Source organism: Caulobacter sp. 1776 (genome assembly GCF_040545685.1).
GTDB lineage: Bacteria > Pseudomonadota > Alphaproteobacteria > Caulobacterales > Caulobacteraceae > Caulobacter.
Genome location: NZ_JBEPMI010000001.1, coordinates 876,999 through 891,350, shown reverse-complemented (window position 1 = coordinate 891,350; position 14,352 = coordinate 876,999). Strand labels below are relative to the sequence as shown.

Below are 14,352 nucleotides of genomic sequence, written 5' to 3'. Positions count from 1 at the left end.
TCGCCGTGGGGTCAACGCGACGAGTTGCGGCGGGCGGGGCTGCGGACCCTTAAGGACGGCGCGCCGTCAGAAGTAGCCGTAGCGCGGCATCAAGCGCCGCCGCACCTCGTCCACCTCGATCTCGGCGTCGCGGATCGCCGCTTCCGCCCGTCGGCCGTCCTCGATGGCCTCTCGGCGTTCGCGGCGCAGCCGGGCCAGGCGGTCGCGCAGCTCGCGAGTCTGTTCCTCGGTGAGCTTGGGATTGCGCAGCTCCTCCTCGACGTCGTCCGCCTGGCGCGCGCGCTTCTCGGCGCGACTGTCGGCGATGCTGAGGTCTGACTTGGCCATTTCCAGCCGGTGGGTCGCGGCATAGACGCGTTCGCCGTCGGCGAAGGCCGGCAGGAATTCGGCCTCGGCCGACGCCGGGCAGACATTGGCGTAGGTCCGGCCCTGGCGGCCCTCCCAAAAGCCGTTCGCCTCCGTGCAATAGCGCGTCAGGCCCTGGTCGCGCCCCTGCTCATAGAGACTGGCGTCGGGTGTCACGCCAGCCTTGGCGCAGGCCTTGCCATAGGCGTCGATCTTGCTGGCCGGCGCGCCGCGGCCGCCGTCCCGGTCACCGACCGCCCGCCAGTCAGCGACCTGGCAGTCCTCCTTGCTCATGGTCGCGCAGCTGGACGTCACGACCGCCGCGACGACGACCAACACCCCGACGAGAAGGCTTCGCATGGCGAGGCGATGCATCCCGGACACTCCCCCAAGGTGGCGCTTGGACGAGGTTAGGGCTTGGCCGTGTGAACGGTGGCTGAACGGCGTTCGGCGGCATGGCCTTCGAACACGCCCGCACCGTCGGAAAACCGTTGTTCGACCTTGACGCGAACCATGTGTAGATAAGCTTGTCGGGGCGGGCGCTGGATCCACATGGGAGCGCGTTCGCGAAATGTCGGTAGTTGAGGATGGATCGGCGGGGACCGGTCTGGGGGCCAGGGTCAAGGGCATATTGCTCTCGCCCTCCGCCGAATGGGACAGGATCGAACGGGAGCCCGCCACGGTGGGCGGTCTGTTCACGGGCTATGTGTGCATCCTCGCCGCGATACCGGCCGTCGCCGGCCTGATCGGCGGACAGCTGTTCGGCCACGGCGCATTCGGCATCTCGATCAAGCCCAGCCTGGGCGCGGCGATCACGATCGCGGTGCTGGGCTATGTCGGCGCGCTGGTGATGACCTTCGTGCTGGGCTCGGTGATCGACGCTCTGGCGCCCAGTTTCGGCGCCGAGAAGAACCGCGTGCAGGCCTTCAAGGTCGCCGCCTATTCCGGCACGGCCGGCTGGGTGGCCGGCGTGCTGCAGATCCTTCCCGCCCTGGGTTTCATCGTCGTGCTGGCTGGGCTCTACGGCTGCTGGCTGTTGTTCCTGGGCCTGCCCCGGGTGATGAAGGCTCCGGCCGACAAGGCGCCGGGCTATGCCATCGTCACGATCCTGATCGCCATCGTGGCCGCCGTCGTCATCGCCGCGGCCACCACCGCGATCGGCGGCCTGGCGGGCTATGCCGGGTTCAAGGGTCTCGGCGGCGGCGCGCACGGCGACAAGGTGTCCGGCTCCGTCGAGCTCAACGGTCATAAGGTCGACCTGGGCCAGCTGCAGGCGGCCAGCGAACGCGCCGAGGCTCTGTCGAAACAACCCCAGAAGGCCGTCTCGCCCGATGCGCTGAAAGCCCTGCTGCCGGACAGCGTGGCGGGCTATTCGCGGTCCAGCGTCGAGTCCAGTTCCAGTGGCTCCGGCGATGTCTCCATCGTCGTGGCGACGGGCGAATACCAGCAGAACGACCACGCGTTCCGGCTGGAGATCACCGACCTCGGCCCCATCGGCGCCATGTCGGCCCTGGCGTCGGGCATGGGCGCGCACAGCAGCAAGGAGACCGCCGACGGCTACGAGAAGGTCGCCACTATCGACGGCCGGCTGACCTCGGAAGAATGGAGCCGGGGGTCGAACTCCGGGAAGTATTCTGTGGTCATCGCCGACCGTTTCTCGGTCCAGGCCAGCGGCTCGGCGGCCAATGTCGACGATCTCAAGCAGGCGGTGCGGGCGGTGGACGCGAACCGCCTCGAGGGGCTGGCGCGCTAGCCCGCGAAGCGTCCGAGCCGCCGCGCGGCTCGGACGCGTGTCAGGATTCCGGCAGGTCCGACGCGGCGTCCTCGCGGCGCGCGGCGCTTGACTGTCGTCTCTTTAGGTCGTACTCAACCAATATGGGTGACTAAACCCGGGTACGCCAGATGCCACACGCGAAAATTCTCCTTCCGGCGCAATGCCGGGCCGCCCGCGGACTGATCAACTGGTCCCAGGGCGAACTCGCCGATCGAGCGGGGGTGTCGCGCAGCACGGTCAAGGACTTCGAGACCGAACGCCACGCGTTGCACCATAGCACCGAACGCCTCCTGATCGACGCGATCGAGGCGGGCGGGGTGTCGCTGGTCGCGGCCGACGAGGCCGGGGCGGGCGTGCGGTTCAGGCGGCCGGACTAGAAGCAAGACAGACAAGGAGGGCGCGTGGCGCACGAGGTATCCCCAGAGAGCTACAAGGACCTGGTCCTGTTCCTGGCGACCGCCGGCATCGTCGCGCCGATTTTCAAGCGCCTGAAGATCAATCCGATCCTGGGCTACCTGCTGGCGGGGGTGATCCTGGGGCCGTTCGGCCTGGGCCGGTTCATCCCCTACGCCCCATGGCTGGACTACGTCACCGTCGACAACCCCGACGAAATCGCCCAGCTGGCCGAGTTCGGGGTGGTGTTCCTGCTGTTCATGATCGGGCTGGAGCTGTCGTGGGAGCGACTGCGCCTGATGCGAAGGCTGGTGTTTGGCCTGGGCGCGGTGCAGGTGATCGGTTGCTCGCTCGCCTTGGGCGCGGGGGCCATGTTGCTGGGCCAGGGCCCGGTGGCGGCCCTGACCATCGGCGCGGCCCTGACCCTGTCCTCGACCGCCATCGCCGTGCCGGTTCTGGCCGAGCGGCGCCGGCTGCATTCGGACGCCGGCCGCGCGACCTTCTCGGTCCTGCTGTTCCAGGATCTGGCCGTCGCGCCGATCCTGATCACCCTGGCGATCCTGGGGCGCGGCCAAGGGACGTTTCAGCTGAAGGACTTGCTGGCCCTGGCCCCCGCCGCGATCGGCCTGGGCGCGATCGTGCTGGTCGGGCGTCTGGCCCTGCGACCGATGCTGAAGTCCGTCGCCAAGGCCAAGAGCGAGGAGATGTTCATGGCCGCCTGTCTGCTGGTGATCATCGGCGCGGGCATGGTCAGCGCGTTGTCAGGTCTCTCGATGGCCCTGGGCGCCTTCGTGGCCGGCATCCTGCTCGCCGAGACCGAGTATCGTCACGAGGTCGAGGTCAAGATCGAGCCGTTCAAGGGGCTGCTGCTCAGCCTGTTCTTCGTGTCGCTGGGCATCCGCCTGGATCTGTCGCTGCTGGTCGCCCAGCCGGGCGTGATCCTGGCCACCGCGCTCGGCCTGCTGGTCGTCAAGGCGGCGATGGTGTTCGGCAGTGGTCTGCTCATGGGCCTAGGGCGCAAGGCGGCGATCGAGACGGCCCTGATCCTGGCGGCCGGCGGCGAATTCGCCTTCGTGCTGCTCGACAACGCCATGAGCGCCAAGGTCGTCTCGCCAGCCATCGGCCAGGCGGTGCTGGTCTCGGCGACCCTGACCATGTTCCTGATCCCCGGCCTTGCGGCCCTGGGTGGTCGTCTCGGCCGCAAGGCCAATGCGCCGCAGACGAGCGAAGCGCCGATGGCGGGTCCCGACCGGGTTGGTCCGGAACCGTCGGGCCAGGTGCTGGTCGTCGGCTATGGCCGGGTCGGAAAGCTGGTCGGCGACATGCTGGGCCGCCATGACCTGCCCTGGATCGCCGTCGAGCGCGACGCTCGCCTGGTCGAGCAGGGCCGCCGCGAAGGCGGTAAGATCTACTACGGCGACGCCTCGCGGCTGGAGCTGCTGGAGCGCTGCGGCCTGGCCACCGCCCGGGCGGTGGTCATCACCATGGACGCGCCCGAGGCGGCCGAGGCGGTGGTCGCCGCGGCGCGTGGGGCCCGGCCGGACGTGCCGATCGTGGTCCGCGCCCGCGACGCCCGCCACGCCGCCCGGCTCTACGAACTGGGCGCCACGGATGCGGTGCCCGAGACCATCGAGGCCAGCCTGCAGCTATCCGAGGCCGTGCTGGTCGACATCGGCGTGCCGATGGGTCTGGTCATCGCCTCGATCCACGAACGCCGTGACGAATACCGCAAGGTGCTGAACCGGCCGGACGCCTTGGGCGGCCGCCGCCGCCGTCTTCGCGACGCCAGCTTGAGATAGGGAGTCTCCGACCATGATCGAACGCATCGGCAAGGCCGCCCGCTGGAGCGACGCCGTCGTCGTCAACGGCCTGGCGTTCCTGGCCGGCCATGTCGCTGAGGAGACCCGAGGCCAGTCCGTCGAGGCCCAGACGCGGGAGGTGCTGGCCCAGCTGGACGACACCCTAGCCCAGGCCGGCTCCAGTAAAGCCAAGCTGGTCAGCGTCACCATCTACCTGGCCGACATCGCCGGCTTCGACGCGATGAACCAGGCTTGGGACGATTGGGTGGACTCCGAGAATCCGCCGGCCCGGGCGACGGTCGAGGCGCGCCTGGCCCACCCGGACTATGCGGTGGAGATGACGGCGATCGCCGCGGTCTAGGTCGCGGCGATCCATGGCGACACGGAGGGCGCTCCAGGTGCGGCCAGGTCGAAAGGCGACCGGGGTCGTCAAGCAGACGTCAGCGCTTCCGCGACGCTTTCTCGGCGATGCCGGACACGCCCTCGCGGGCTTCCAGCTTCTCGGCCACCGCGTCCAGCGACACGCCCGACGCGGCCATCAGCGCCAGCCAGTGGTACAGCAGGTCGGCGCTCTCGGCGGCCAGGGCGTCGGGTCCCTGACCAACGGCCGCGATCACCGTCTCCACGGCCTCCTCGCCCAGCTTCTTGGCGGCCAGGGCGGGATCGTTCAGCAGCTTGGCGGTGTAGGAGGCGGTCGGGTCGCCGCCCTTGCGGCTCTCGATGGTCGCGGCCAGGCGTTCCAGGACGGCGGTCAGGCGGGCGCTCATGCGGCCCCCTTCGACGCGTCGAGGCGCACAGGGATGCCGGCGTCGGCCATGGCCCGCTTGGCCTCGCCGATACTGATCTCGCCGAAGTGGAAGATCGAGGCGGCCAGCACGGCGGCGGCGTGGCCGTCGCGGGCGGCTTCCACCAGGTGTTCGGTTTTGCCGGCGCCGCCCGAAGCGATCACGGGCACGGTCACCGCGCCGGTCACGGCCTTCAGCAACGGGATGTCGTAGCCGATCTTGGCGCCGTCGCGGTCCATCGAGGTCAGCAGGATCTCGCCCGCGCCGCGCTCGACGACCTTCGCCGCCCAGTCAACCACGTCGATGCCGGTGTCCTTGCGGCCGCCATAGGTCCAGACGTTCCAGCCGCCCGAGCCGTCCTCGCGGGCCTTGGCGTCGATCGCCACGACGACGCATTGGGCGCCGAACGCGTCGGCGCCGGCGGCGATCAGGTCGGGGTTCTCGACGGCGGCGGTGTTGGTCGAGACCTTGTCGGCCCCCGCGAGCAGCAGGCGGCGCATGTCCGACACCTGCCGCACGCCCCCGCCCACCGAGACCGGCATGAAACAGACCTCGGCCGTGCGCGAGATGACGTCGAGGATCAGGCCGCGGCCTTCGCTGGACGCGGTGATGTCCAGGAACATCAGCTCGTCCGCGCCGGCCGCGTCATAGGCCCGCGCCTGCTCCACCGGGTCGCCGGCGTCGCGCAGGGCCACGAAATTGACCCCCTTGACCACCCGCCCGTCCTTCACGTCGAGGCAGGGAATGATCCGGGTCTTCAACATCAGGCGACCGCCGCGATCAAGGCTTCGGACGGCTTGATCGTGCCGGCGTAGAGCGAGCGGCCCAGGATGGCGCCGGCGATCTCGACGCCCTTGCGAGCCTTCAGTCGCTCGATGTCGGCCACCGAGGCGACCCCGCCCGAGGCGATGACCGGGATCGAGACCGCGTCGGCCAGCTCGCCCACGCCCTCGACATTGACGCCAGTCAGCGCGCCGTCGCGGCTGATGTCGGTGACGATCAGGGCGGCGACGCCGGCGTCCTCGAAGCGCTTGCCCAAGGTGATGGCGTCCAGATCCGACAGGCCGGTCCAGCCGTCGATCGCGACCTTGCCGTCACGGACGTCGACGGCCACGGCGATCTGTTCCGGCCATAGGCGCGCGGCTTTCTTGACCAGTTCGGGATCGTGCACGGCCACGGTGCCGAGGATCACGCGGCTGACGCCAGCCTCGATCCAGGCCTCGACGCCTTCGAGCGTGCGAATGCCACCGCCCAGCTGCACGGGGATCGAGATCGACTCGAGGATCGACTCCACGGCGGCGGTGTTGACCGACTTGCCCTCGATGGCGCCGTTCAGGTCGACGACGTGCAGCCACGAGAAGCCGTCCTTGACGAAGCGCTGGGCCTGGTCGGCGGGCGAGGTGTTGAAGATCGTGGCCTTCTCCATGTCGCCGTGCAGCAGGCGCACGCACTGGCCGTCCTTCAGGTCGATGGCGGGATAGAGAATCATGGGCGCCATTCCAGGAAGTTGGCGAGCAGGGCGAGCCCCGCGGCTTGGGATTTTTCGGGGTGGAACTGTACGCCCGCCACATTGCCCTTGGCCACCGCCGCCGTGAACGGACCACCGTGGTCGGTGATCGCGACGATGTCGGCGGGGTCGGCCGCCGTCAGGGCGAACGAGTTGGCGTAGTACATGTGGGCGCCGCTTTCGACGCCCGCGAACAGAGGATGGTCGCGTACCAGGGTCACGGCGTTCCAGCCCATGTGTGGAATGGTCAGCGTCGGATCGGCCGGTTCGAGCCTCTTCACCTGGCCGGCGATCCAGTCGAGGCCGGGCGTGACGCCGAACTCCAGGCCCTCGGTGGCCAGGAGCTGATGACCGACGCAGATGCCCATGAACGGAACGCCGCGACCATGCACGGCGGTGTTCATCGCCTCGTACACACCGGACGCATCGAGCCCGGCGCGGCAGGAGGCGAAGGCCCCGACGCCAGGCAAGAAGACGCGATCGGCCTTGGCGACAAGGTCGGGATCAGCGGTGACAACGATGTCGGCGTCGATCGCGGAGCGGCGGGCCGCCTCGCGCAGGGCCTTCTGGGCCGAACGCAGGTTGCCCGACCCATAGTCGATCAGGGCGACGGTCTGCATGAATCAGGTTCCTACAGCACGCCCTTGGTGGACGGAGCCTGGCCGCCGGTCTTCGGGTCGATCTCGACCGCCTGACGCAGCGCCCGGGCCAGGGCCTTGAAGCCGCTTTCGGCTACGTGGTGGGTGTTGTCGCCGTACAGGGTCTCCAGATGCACGCACGCCCCCACGTTCATCGCGAACGCGTGGTGGAACTCCTTGAAGAGCTCGGTGTCCATCTCGCCGACCTTCGGTCGCTTGAAGTCGACCTTCCAGATCAGATACGGCCGATTGGAGAGATCGATGGCGCAGCGCGTCAGGGTCTCGTCCATCGGGATATAGGCGTGGCCGAAGCGCCGGATGCCCTTGAAGCCGTCCAGCGCCTTGTTGATCGCCTGACCCAGCACGATGCCGGTGTCCTCGACCGTGTGGTGCATGTCGATGTGCAGGTCGCCCTTGGTCTCGACCTTCAGGTCGAAGCCGCCGTGGCGCGCGAAGCTCTCCAGCATATGGTCGTAGAAACCAATGCCGGTGGAGATCGTCGAGGCGCCGGTCCCGTCGAGATCGATCCAGACCCGGATCTGGGTCTCCTTCGTCTCGCGGACCACTTCAGCGGTGCGGGCCATTGAATCCTACAGTCCGTTTTGGGCGGCCAGCTCGCGCAGGCTGACCTGCGGGCGCGGACCGTAGTGGTTGATCACCTCGGCGGCGGCCAGAGAGCCCAGCTGGCCGCAGACCGGAAGCGGGCGACCTTGGCTGAGGCCGTAGAGGAAACCGGCCGCGTATTGGTCCCCCGCGCCGGTCGTGTCCACGACTTTTTCCACGGGATAGGCCGAGATTTCGTAAAGCTGCCCGCCGGCGGCCACCACCGAACCCTTTTCGCCGCGGGTGATGGCGGCGATCTCGCTGCGCGCGGCCAGGGCCTTCACGGCGGCGTCGAAGTCGGTGGTCTCGAACAGCGAGCAGACCTCGTCCTCGTTGGCGAAGACAATGTCGCACTGGGTCTCGATGAAGCCCAGCAGGGCGCCGCGATGGCGGTCGACCATGAAGCTGTCCGACAGGGTCATGGAGATCTGGCGGCCGGCGCCGTGGCTCAGCGCGGCGGCCTTGGCGAAGGCGCGGCGCGCTTCGGGGGGGTCGAACAGATAGCCTTCCAGATAGGAATACTTGGCCGCCTCGATGATCGCCGGATCGACGTCGGCCGGGGTCAGCTCCACGCAGGCGCCCAGATAGGTCGACATGGTGCGCTGGGCGTCGGGCGTGACGTTGATCAGACTCTGGGCCGTGGCCGGGCCCTCGGCCAGCGACGGGGTGGTGAACAGGCAACCGATGGCCTTCATGTCGTGGCGGAACACCGCGCCCAGCTGGTCGTCGGCGACCTTGCCGATGAAGGCGCCCTTGCCGCCGAAGCTGGCGACGCCGGCGACGGTGTTGGCGGCGCTGCCGCCCGAGGCCTCGATCGCCGAAGCCATCACGTCATAGAGGCTGGCTGCCCGCGCCGGATCGATCAAGGCCATCGAGCCCTTCACCAGGCCTTCGCGCGCGAGGAAGGCGTCGTCGCATTGGGCGATGACGTCGACGATGGCGTTGCCGATGGCGGCGACGTCGTAGAGCGCGGTCATGGGGCGGAGCAAACCTTTGAAAGAACGGGGCCAAAGGGCCAAACAGCACGGCGATTAAAGGAAGTGACGGCCCAAGGCAACGCGAGCCTTGCCCCGGGGCGGGCGACACCCCAGCTGCGAAGTCCTATCAAGCATGAGTAAACCGATGGTCGACGTTCTGCTCCTGGTCCCCGCGCGAGACGAGCATCGCTATGGCGACGCCTGGGCGAGGCTGTTCGAGCGCCTGGCGATCCCGCTGCGCGCCCACGGCCTGACCGTCGCCGCCCAGCCCTGGACGGACGCGATCGAAAAGGACCAGGCGCGTCTGGTCATGCCGGTGTTGGCCTGGGGCTATCACGGCCGCCAGCCCGAATGGTTCGCCAAGCTGGACGCCTTGGAGGCGGCCGGCGCGAACGTGGCCAATCCGCCGGCGGTGCTGCGCTGGAACTCGACCAAGACCTATCTGGTCGAGCTGGCCGCCAAGGGTGCGCCGATCGTGCCGACCCATGCTCATGATCGGCTGACGATGGACCATGTTCAGGCCGCCTTCGACGCCTTCGGCGTCGACGAGGTGGTGGTCAAGCCGCAGGTCTCGGCCGGTTCGCACGAAACGATCAGGGTCAAGCGTCACGGCTCGCTGGACGGCGGCCCGACCTCGCCGGCCCTTATCCAGCCCTTCCTGCCCGCGGTCGGTGAAGAGGGCGAGCTGTCGCTGTTCTATTTCGACGGCAAGTTCAGCCACGCGGTAACCAAGGTCGCCGTCGGCGGCGACTTCCGCGTCCAGCCGCAATTCGGCGGCCGGGTCAGCGAGATCGCACCCGAGCCCGAGGCCCTGCGCGCGGCGGAGATGGTGCTGGAGGCGGCCGGCGCGGTCCTGACCTATGCCCGCGTCGACCTGATCCGGGGCCTGGACCACACTCCGCAGCTGATGGAGCTGGAGGTCATCGAGCCGGACCTGTTCCTGGAACACACCCACGACGGCGGCGCGGCGTTCGCGACGGCGGTGGCGCGGGCGATCGGCTAACTCGGCAGGCCCCCACCTGACCGCTTCGCGGTCGTCCGCCCCCGGAGGGGGCAGAAGGTTCGCACCGGAGCGCGAAGCGCGGAGGGGGCAAGTCAGGCGCCCAGGAACAGCTCCCGCGACGGGCACAGGTCGCTGATCTTGCAGATCTCGCATTTGGGTTTCCTGGCCACGCAGACATAGCGACCGTGCAGGATCAGCCAGTGGTGCGCCCGGGTCTGATAGGGCGGCGGCACGATCCGCATCAGATCCTGCTCGACCGCGTCGGGCGTCTTGCCGGTCGATAGCTTTAGCCGGTGCGAGACCCGGAAGACGTGGGTGTCGACCGCGATGGCCGGTTCGATGTCCAACTCGTTCAGCACCACGCTGGCGGTCTTGCGGCCGACGCCGGGCAGGGCCTCGAGGTCGGCGCGGTTCAGCGGGACCTGGCCGCCGTGCTTGTCCATCAGGATGTGGGCCGTCGCGATGACGTTCTTGGCCTTGGTGCGGTAGAGGCCGATCGAGGCGATGTAGGGGATCAGTCCCGCCTCGCCGAGCTCGAGCATCTTCTGCGGCGTGTCGGCGACCTTGAACAGCTTGTCGGTCGCCTTGTTGACACTGACGTCGGTGGCCTGGGCCGAAAGGGCGACGGCGGTGACCAGCTCGTAGGGATTTGAATAGTGCAATTCGGTCTTGGGCCGCAGCTCCAGGCTCTCGAAGCGCTGGAACAGCACCTCGACGCGTTCGCGCTCGGCGGGGCTGATCCGCTTAGCGGGCGGCGTTTTCTTTTTCGGCGCGGGGGCTTTGACCATCGGCAGGGACCATGCCGTGATGCGCCCATCTCGCCAAGAAGGGTGGTCGCCAAGCGCCGGGCGGGCCCCTAAATTCGGGACATGGCCCTGCCCATCTACATGGACCGCGTGATCGCCCCGCACCGCTCGCTGACGCCGCAAGGCGCGGCGGTGCTGCTGGGCGTGGTCATGGCGTTCAACGTGCTCGTGGCGATCTTCCTGCTGGTGCTGGGCGCGCCGCCGGTGTTGCCGTTCCTGGGCCTGGACGTGCTGGCGCTCTGGCTGGCCCTGCGCGCCAGCGACCGCGCCGCTCGCCGGGTCGAGCGCGTGCGGGTCACCGCCGAGGCCGTCACGGTCAGCCGCGAGGACGAGAAGGGCGCGCGAACCGTCTGGACCTCGCCGACCGCCTTCACCCGCGTCGACGTCGATCAGCCGGGCGAGCACGAGACCCGCGTGCGCCTGATGATCTACCGCAAGCGCCTGACCCTGGCCCGCTCGCTCAGTCCCGACGAGCGGTTGAGCTTCGCCAACGCCTTGCGGGACGCGATCCGCGCGGCGCGCAGCGAGCGTTGGTCATGACCGCCGAAAATCCGACAGCAAGAACCGGGCGGACGCCGTTATCCCAGGGGCGTAAATTATGACCATGGCATACGACGCATCCCCCCTTTCGACGGCGATTCCCGAGAGCGCGGGCCAGGAGCTGGTCCGTCTGGCGGAACGCTCGGTCGACTATCACCGCATGGCCAAGGCGCTCGACTGGCTGGCCGAGCGGTGGTCCGATCACCCTTCGCTGGACGAGGCGGCCCAGGCCGTGGGCCTGTCGCCGTTCCACTTCCAGCGCATCTTCACCCGCTGGGCCGGGGTCAGCCCCAAGAGCTTCGTCTCGGCCATCGCCCATGCCGAGGCTCGGCGTTCGCTGGAGGCCGGCGGCACGGTGCTGGACGCGGCGTTCGACGCCGGTCTGTCGGGGCCTTCGCGCCTGCACGACCTGTTTATCGCCCAGGAGGCCGCGACCCCTGGCGAGGTGCGCCGGCGCGGCGCCGGTATGCGACTGCGCTGGGGCTGGGCTCCGACGCCGTTCGGCAAGGGCCTGTTCGTGATGGCCGACCGCGGCCTGGCGGGCCTGGCCTTCTCGGATGGCGACGACGAAAGCGTGTTCGCCGACATGCACGCCCGTTTCCCGGCCGCCGACTGGCGCCGTGACGACGAGGCCGCCCTGGCCACCGCCGTCCACGCCTTCGCGGGCGGGGAAGGGCCTTTGCCGATCGTGCTGATCGGCTCGCCCTACCATGTCCAAGTCTGGAAGGCGCTGCTGCAGATCCCGGCCGGCGAGACGGCCACCTATGGCCAGGTCGCCTGTTGGGCCGGCAAGCCCAAGGCGTTCCAGGCCACGGGCGGCGCGATCGGGGCCAACCCGATCTCGCTGCTGATCCCGTGCCACCGGGCGATTGCCAAGAGCGGCCGCCTGACGGGCTATCACTGGGGCCTGGCCCGCAAGGCGGCGATGCTGGGCCTGGAGGCGGTGTCCGCACAGGGCGCGGCTTAGCCGCGCCCATTCCAGGCTAGAGGATGAACCGGCTCAGGTCCGCGTTCGCGGCCAGGGCGCCGATCCGCTCCTGCACATAGGCCGCGTCGATCGCGACCGTTTCACCGCCGCGGTCGGCGGCCGAGAAGCTGATCTCCTCGACGACCTTCTCCATAATCGTTTGCAGCCGCCGGGCGCCGATGTTTTCGACCGAGCCGTTCACCGCCACGGCCGCGTCGGCCAGGGCGTCGATCGCCTCGTCGGTGAAGGTCAGGGTCACGCCCTCGGTCAGCATCAGGGCCTGGTGCTGGCGGATCAGATTAGCTTCCGGCTCGGTCAGGATGCGGCGCATGTCGTCGCGCGACAGGCCTTTCAGTTCCACGCGGATCGGCAGGCGGCCTTGAAGTTCAGGCAGCAGGTCCGACGGCTTGGCGACGTGGAACGCGCCCGAGGCGATGAACAGGATGTGGTCGGTCTTCACCGGCCCGTACTTGGTCGAGACGGTCGTGCCCTCGATCAGCGGCAGCAAGTCGCGCTGCACGCCTTCGCGCGACACGTCCGCGCCCGAGCGCTGCGACGAGCTGGCGACCTTGTCGATCTCGTCGAGGAAGACGATGCCATGGTTCTCGGCCAATTCCAGGGCTTCCTGGGTCAGAGCCTCCTGGTCCAGCAGCTTGTCGCTCTCCTCGGCGATCAGCGGGGTCCAGGCGGCGGAAACGGTGGTCTTGTGGGCCTTGGTGCGACCGCCGCCGAGGGACCGCATCATCTCCGACAGGTTCAGCACCGCCGCGCCCGGCTGGCCGGGGATCTCGAAGCTCTGGCCGCCGGTGTCGGCCAGCTGCAGCTCGATCTCCTTGTCGTCCAGCTCGCCGGCGCGCAGCTTCCTGCGGAAGCTGTCCCGCGCCGCGGTCGAGCCCGGGCCGGTCATGGCGTCGAGGATGCGCTCCTCGGCGGCGGCCTCGGCCTTGGCCTTCACGGCCGCGCGGCGCTTGTCGCGGACCATGGCCAGGGCGCTCTCGACCAGGTCGCGGACGATCTGGTCGACGTCGCGGCCGACATAGCCGACCTCGGTGAACTTGGTGGCCTCGACCTTCAGGAACGGGGCCTGGGCCAACTTGGCCAGGCGGCGGGCGATCTCGGTCTTGCCGACGCCCGTGGGGCCGATCAGCAGGATGTTCTTGGGCGTCACCTCGTCGCGCAGGTCCGCGGGGACCCGGCGACGACGCCAGCGATTGCGCAGGGCCACGGCGACGGCCTTCTTGGCCTCGGTATGGCCGACGATATAGCGGTCCAGCTCGGAAACGATCTCGCGGGGGGAAAACTCAGTCATCGGTCGTTGATCAGGGCCTCGAAGATAAGGCGCCACCCATCGGGGCGCTTCTGCCAGACATGCATATAGTGGGCTGCGACCGAATTTTGACCCGCGTCCTTTCCGATCTCTGGCCAATGAGCCTCGCCATGGGTCCAGACGAAGTCGCCGGCCTTGGACGCGCCGCCGCCGCGCATGGCCAAGGCCATGGTCGTGGGGCGAAGATCCAGGCGAGCCTGGATCGCGTTCGGCGCTTGGGCGCGCAGGCCGCGCGGACCTAGAAGGCGGGCGTCGTCGGCCAGCATGACCTTGTAGGCGCCGGGCGCGTCGCGGCTAGCCGCTTCGGCGAGCTTGGTCTCGGCGGTCCGCACCGCATCGAACGCCTTGGCCGGCGAAAGCTCGCCAGACTGGGCGATCGGACCGATGATGGCCGGCGCCTCCGGTCCCCGCGCTGCTTCGGCATTGGCCGCGCCGCCGCCGTCATAGATCCAGCGCCACTGGCCGTCGGGATCCTTGCGCCAGATGCTGGCGTACCAGCCGCCACGCTTGCCGTTGACCGCCGAGGGGCCGATCGACAGGCCCAGGTCTCCCGACTTGGCGGCCACGATCCAGGCTGGCCACCATTCCAGCTTCGGCTCGCCCTGGCCCGGGCGCGCGCCATAGATCGCCTTGGCGCTGGCGGGCGCGGGATCGAAGACGATGGCGTCGTCGGCCATGTGCTTCAGGAACGAGCCCTTGATGCCCATCGCCAGCCCGTCGGCGGCGAAGGCCCGTTCGGCGGCCTCGATCTGAGCGGCGGGCGGTTTGGGCGTGGCCTGGGCGGCGTGGGCGAAGGCCAGCGCGAAGCCGGCGGTCACAATGGTCTTGAACATGGCAGAATCCTCCCCTGGCCCTAGCCTGGGCGCCGGCGAGGTTTTCGCACCTGGT

General features: G+C 69.0%; 17 protein-coding genes. 7 read left to right on the top strand and 10 right to left on the bottom strand.

What is annotated here, in order from left to right; genetic code table 11:
- Positions 1-66 precede the first annotated feature (66 nt).
- On the bottom strand, positions 67-720 hold the full coding sequence (locus tag ABIC66_RS04120; RefSeq protein ID WP_354068107.1) for a DUF2799 domain-containing protein: 654 nt from the start codon (positions 718-720) through the stop codon (positions 67-69).
- Positions 721-976: 256 nt separating this feature from the next.
- Between ABIC66_RS04120 and ABIC66_RS04115 the strand changes: the two genes are divergently transcribed.
- From ABIC66_RS04115 to ABIC66_RS04100, 4 genes are all read left to right on the top strand, one after another.
- Positions 977-2,098 (top strand): Yip1 family protein, encoded by a 1,122-nt coding sequence (locus tag ABIC66_RS04115; protein ID WP_354068106.1) that lies wholly within the window; start codon positions 977-979, stop codon positions 2,096-2,098.
- A 149-nt stretch (positions 2,099-2,247) separates the two neighbouring features.
- Positions 2,248-2,496, top strand: coding sequence for a helix-turn-helix domain-containing protein (locus ABIC66_RS04110; RefSeq protein ID WP_354068105.1), 249 nt, complete (start codon positions 2,248-2,250; stop codon positions 2,494-2,496).
- A 24-nt stretch (positions 2,497-2,520) separates the two neighbouring features.
- Entirely contained in the window at positions 2,521-4,311 is a 1,791-nt protein-coding gene (locus tag ABIC66_RS04105) for a cation:proton antiporter domain-containing protein (protein WP_354068104.1), read from the top strand.
- Positions 4,312-4,324: 13 nt separating this feature from the next.
- Positions 4,325-4,672, top strand: coding sequence for a RidA family protein (locus ABIC66_RS04100; RefSeq protein WP_354068103.1), 348 nt, complete (start codon positions 4,325-4,327; stop codon positions 4,670-4,672).
- 79 nt (positions 4,673-4,751) lie between these two features.
- On the opposite strand, the gene ABIC66_RS04095 is transcribed toward ABIC66_RS04100, so the two are convergent.
- Genes ABIC66_RS04095 through ABIC66_RS04070 form a run of 6 tightly spaced genes read right to left on the bottom strand, consistent with a single transcriptional unit; the run spans position 4,752 to position 8,821 of the window.
- Positions 4,752-5,078 carry a phosphoribosyl-ATP diphosphatase gene (locus ABIC66_RS04095; protein ID WP_354068102.1) on the bottom strand — a complete coding sequence of 109 codons (327 nt, stop codon included), beginning with the start codon at positions 5,076-5,078 and terminating at the stop codon, positions 4,752-4,754.
- The gene (hisF, locus tag ABIC66_RS04090; RefSeq protein WP_354068101.1) at positions 5,075-5,860 is read right to left on the bottom strand and encodes an imidazole glycerol phosphate synthase subunit HisF; all 786 of its coding nucleotides are present in this window, start codon (positions 5,858-5,860) and stop codon (positions 5,075-5,077) included. Before hisF ends, ABIC66_RS04095 begins: the two co-directional genes overlap by 4 nt.
- Positions 5,860-6,594, bottom strand: coding sequence for a 1-(5-phosphoribosyl)-5-[(5-phosphoribosylamino)methylideneamino]imidazole-4-carboxamide isomerase (gene hisA / locus ABIC66_RS04085; RefSeq protein WP_354068100.1), 735 nt, complete (start codon positions 6,592-6,594; stop codon positions 5,860-5,862). The genes hisF and hisA overlap by 1 nt, the downstream gene beginning before the upstream one ends.
- Positions 6,582-7,223 (bottom strand): imidazole glycerol phosphate synthase subunit HisH, encoded by a 642-nt coding sequence (gene hisH / locus ABIC66_RS04080; protein WP_354068099.1) that lies wholly within the window; start codon positions 7,221-7,223, stop codon positions 6,582-6,584. Before hisH ends, hisA begins: the two co-directional genes overlap by 13 nt.
- An 11-nt stretch (positions 7,224-7,234) precedes the next feature.
- Positions 7,235-7,825, bottom strand: a complete 591-nt coding sequence (gene hisB, locus ABIC66_RS04075) for an imidazoleglycerol-phosphate dehydratase HisB (protein ID WP_047413828.1) — start codon at positions 7,823-7,825, stop codon at positions 7,235-7,237.
- Between the two features lie 6 nt (positions 7,826-7,831).
- Positions 7,832-8,821, bottom strand: coding sequence for an adenosine kinase (locus ABIC66_RS04070; RefSeq protein ID WP_354068098.1), 990 nt, complete (start codon positions 8,819-8,821; stop codon positions 7,832-7,834).
- Positions 8,822-8,966: 145 nt separating this feature from the next.
- Between ABIC66_RS04070 and ABIC66_RS04065 the strand changes: the two genes are divergently transcribed.
- Positions 8,967-9,824 (top strand): ATP-grasp domain-containing protein, encoded by an 858-nt coding sequence (locus tag ABIC66_RS04065; protein WP_354068361.1) that lies wholly within the window; start codon positions 8,967-8,969, stop codon positions 9,822-9,824.
- A gap of 92 nt (positions 9,825-9,916) precedes the next feature.
- On the opposite strand, the gene nth is transcribed toward ABIC66_RS04065, so the two are convergent.
- Positions 9,917-10,612 carry an endonuclease III gene (gene nth / locus ABIC66_RS04060; protein ID WP_354068097.1) on the bottom strand — a complete coding sequence of 232 codons (696 nt, stop codon included), beginning with the start codon at positions 10,610-10,612 and terminating at the stop codon, positions 9,917-9,919.
- Positions 10,613-10,693: 81 nt separating this feature from the next.
- Between nth and ABIC66_RS04055 the strand changes: the two genes are divergently transcribed.
- Together ABIC66_RS04055 and ABIC66_RS04050 are read left to right on the top strand one after the other, a co-directional pair.
- Positions 10,694-11,170: a DUF2244 domain-containing protein gene (locus ABIC66_RS04055; protein WP_354068096.1), complete on the top strand. Its 477-nt coding sequence runs from the start codon at positions 10,694-10,696 to the stop codon at positions 11,168-11,170.
- Positions 11,171-11,228: 58 nt separating this feature from the next.
- Positions 11,229-12,137 carry a methylated-DNA--[protein]-cysteine S-methyltransferase gene (locus ABIC66_RS04050; RefSeq protein ID WP_354068095.1) on the top strand — a complete coding sequence of 303 codons (909 nt, stop codon included), beginning with the start codon at positions 11,229-11,231 and terminating at the stop codon, positions 12,135-12,137.
- A gap of 16 nt (positions 12,138-12,153) precedes the next feature.
- Here the strand turns inward: ABIC66_RS04050 and hslU are convergent, their stop codons facing one another.
- Together hslU and ABIC66_RS04040 are read right to left on the bottom strand one after the other, a co-directional pair.
- Positions 12,154-13,446, bottom strand: a complete 1,293-nt coding sequence (gene hslU, locus ABIC66_RS04045; RefSeq protein WP_354068094.1) for an ATP-dependent protease ATPase subunit HslU — start codon at positions 13,444-13,446, stop codon at positions 12,154-12,156.
- Positions 13,443-14,297: a DUF4440 domain-containing protein gene (locus ABIC66_RS04040; protein WP_354068093.1), complete on the bottom strand. Its 855-nt coding sequence runs from the start codon at positions 14,295-14,297 to the stop codon at positions 13,443-13,445. Before ABIC66_RS04040 ends, hslU begins: the two co-directional genes overlap by 4 nt.
- Positions 14,298-14,352 lie beyond the last annotated feature (55 nt).

Bases quoted from the DNA above. Each gene is read 5' to 3' on its own strand.
- ABIC66_RS04120 (WP_354068107.1), bottom strand. From the start codon at position 720: ATGCATCGCCTCGCCATGCGAAGCCTTCTCGTCGGGGTGTTGGTCGTC.
- ABIC66_RS04110 (WP_354068105.1), top strand. From the start codon at position 2,248: ATGCCACACGCGAAAATTCTCCTTCCGGCGCAATGCCGGGCCGCCCGC.
- ABIC66_RS04100 (WP_354068103.1), top strand. From the start codon at position 4,325: ATGATCGAACGCATCGGCAAGGCCGCCCGCTGGAGCGACGCCGTCGTC.
- ABIC66_RS04095 (WP_354068102.1), bottom strand. From the start codon at position 5,078: ATGAGCGCCCGCCTGACCGCCGTCCTGGAACGCCTGGCCGCGACCATC.
- hisF (WP_354068101.1), bottom strand. From the start codon at position 5,860: ATGTTGAAGACCCGGATCATTCCCTGCCTCGACGTGAAGGACGGGCGG.
- hisA (WP_354068100.1), bottom strand. From the start codon at position 6,594: ATGGCGCCCATGATTCTCTATCCCGCCATCGACCTGAAGGACGGCCAG.
- hisH (WP_354068099.1), bottom strand. From the start codon at position 7,223: ATGCAGACCGTCGCCCTGATCGACTATGGGTCGGGCAACCTGCGTTCG.
- hisB (WP_047413828.1), bottom strand. From the start codon at position 7,825: ATGGCCCGCACCGCTGAAGTGGTCCGCGAGACGAAGGAGACCCAGATC.
- ABIC66_RS04070 (WP_354068098.1), bottom strand. From the start codon at position 8,821: ATGACCGCGCTCTACGACGTCGCCGCCATCGGCAACGCCATCGTCGAC.
- ABIC66_RS04065 (WP_354068361.1), top strand. From the start codon at position 8,967: ATGGTCGACGTTCTGCTCCTGGTCCCCGCGCGAGACGAGCATCGCTAT.
- nth (WP_354068097.1), bottom strand. From the start codon at position 10,612: ATGGTCAAAGCCCCCGCGCCGAAAAAGAAAACGCCGCCCGCTAAGCGG.
- ABIC66_RS04055 (WP_354068096.1), top strand. From the start codon at position 10,694: ATGGCCCTGCCCATCTACATGGACCGCGTGATCGCCCCGCACCGCTCG.
- ABIC66_RS04050 (WP_354068095.1), top strand. From the start codon at position 11,229: ATGACCATGGCATACGACGCATCCCCCCTTTCGACGGCGATTCCCGAG.
- hslU (WP_354068094.1), bottom strand. From the start codon at position 13,446: ATGACTGAGTTTTCCCCCCGCGAGATCGTTTCCGAGCTGGACCGCTAT.
- ABIC66_RS04040 (WP_354068093.1), bottom strand. From the start codon at position 14,297: ATGTTCAAGACCATTGTGACCGCCGGCTTCGCGCTGGCCTTCGCCCAC.